Annotated in this window: 1 protein-coding gene; it reads right to left on the bottom strand. The window is 66.3% G+C overall.

The annotated features are described in order from the left end of the window. Nucleotides 1-77: 77 nt before the first annotated feature. On the bottom strand, nucleotides 78-1,563 hold a 1,486-nt coding region (locus C5O18_RS09325; RefSeq protein ID WP_105193345.1), incomplete at its 5' end, for an alkaline phosphatase D family protein.

Raw genomic sequence — 1,563 nt, 5'->3', positions numbered from 1 at the left:
CATGCTCAACGCCATCGCAAAGCATGGCTCGATGTGGGACTCGACTATGCATAGCTCTTGACTAACAAGACGGTTGCTCAGCCCACCGGAAGCGGCGGGAGGGGAATGCAGGGCAGCCCCGGGATGCAGGGAATGACGCCCGGCGTGACATCGGTCAGGCGGCTGTTGCCGGCGGCGACCTCGAAGGTGCGACGCTTGGCCAGGTCCTCGACGCCGATCTGCGCGGGGTCGGTGATGCTGGTGGCGTAGCGCCATTCGGCGACCGTCTTCTCCCGCGTCACCGTCACCAGCACATAGCCGTGGGTCTTCAGCTCGCTGTAGCGGATGTGCGGATTGACCAGCGGCAGCAGGGTGGAGGCCAGCTCGGCGGCGCCATCCGGAAAGCCCGGCGAAGTCACCGAAGGCGCCACGAACTCGACGCCGAAGGGCTTGCCGAGCACGCCGCCCAGCAGCAGGAAGGGATTCTCGTAGAGTTCGATGGCCCAGCTGGTGTGGATGTCCCCGGTCAGCACCACCAGGTTCTGCAGACCGATGGAGCGCACGAACTCGCGCACGCGGTCGCGCTCCACGGCATAGCCATCCCACTGATCCATGTTCAGCGCGACCAGATTGTCGAGCTTGAGGTCACCGAGACCGAGACGCGGCAGCTCGAGCAGGTTGAGCTGCCCGAACATCACCTGCTGCCCCAGGAAGGTCCACTGCGCACCCTGGTTCTTCGCTTCCAGCAGCTGCAGCTGCAGCCAGGTGCGCTGGGTGTCGCCGAGCAGCGAGCGGTTGGGGTCGAAGCGACTGACATCGAAGGTCGGCAGTGCGGCCTGCTGATCGCGACCGACGATGCGGGTGTCGAGCATGATCAGGTCCATCAGGTCACCGACCCGGATGCGGCGGTAGATCACCTCGCGCTCGTCCGGCAGCAGCGTGCCGGTCTGGCGCGGGAACTGCTCGCGCAGCGGCATCCAGTTGAAATAGGCGCGGATGGCATTCTGCTTGCGCAGCTGGTAATCGCCCTCGGTGGCCGTGGTGTGGTTCTCGGCGCCTTCGCGCCAGGCATCGTTGGTGATCTCGTGGTCGTCCCAGACCGCGATCATCGGAAAGCGGGCGTGCAGCGCCTGCAGTTCGCGGTCGCGCTTGTACTGGGCATGGCGGAGCACGTAGTCCTGGCGCGAGACCATCTCGTGCGTCGGCTCCGGTATCCGGTTCTCGCCATCGCGCACCAGCGCGGCACCTTCGCCGTACTCGCCTTCGCCGTACTCGTAGATGTAGTCGCCGAGGTGGACCACGAAATCGAGGTCGTCCTGCTGGCTGATCATGTCGTAGACGCTGAAGAAGCCCTTGGGCAGGTTGGAGCAGCTCGCCACCGCGAAGCGGGCCTGCGCCACCGGCGCCAGCCGCTGGGTGCTGGCGCGCCCGATGCGCGAAAGCTGCGAGCCGGCCACGAAACGGTAGTAGATGTCACTGCCGGCCGGCAGCGCCTCCATGCGGCCCTCGCCGAAACGCACGCCCTCGTAGAGCGCCACGTTGCCGAGGTCGACCTTCACCGTCCAGTCGCGCGCCTGGTGGGCG

It is taken from the genome of Amnimonas aquatica, from assembly GCF_002943415.1.
GTDB lineage: Bacteria > Pseudomonadota > Gammaproteobacteria > Pseudomonadales > Moraxellaceae > Perlucidibaca > Perlucidibaca aquatica_A.
This window is presented reverse-complemented; position numbering and strand designations above follow the sequence as displayed.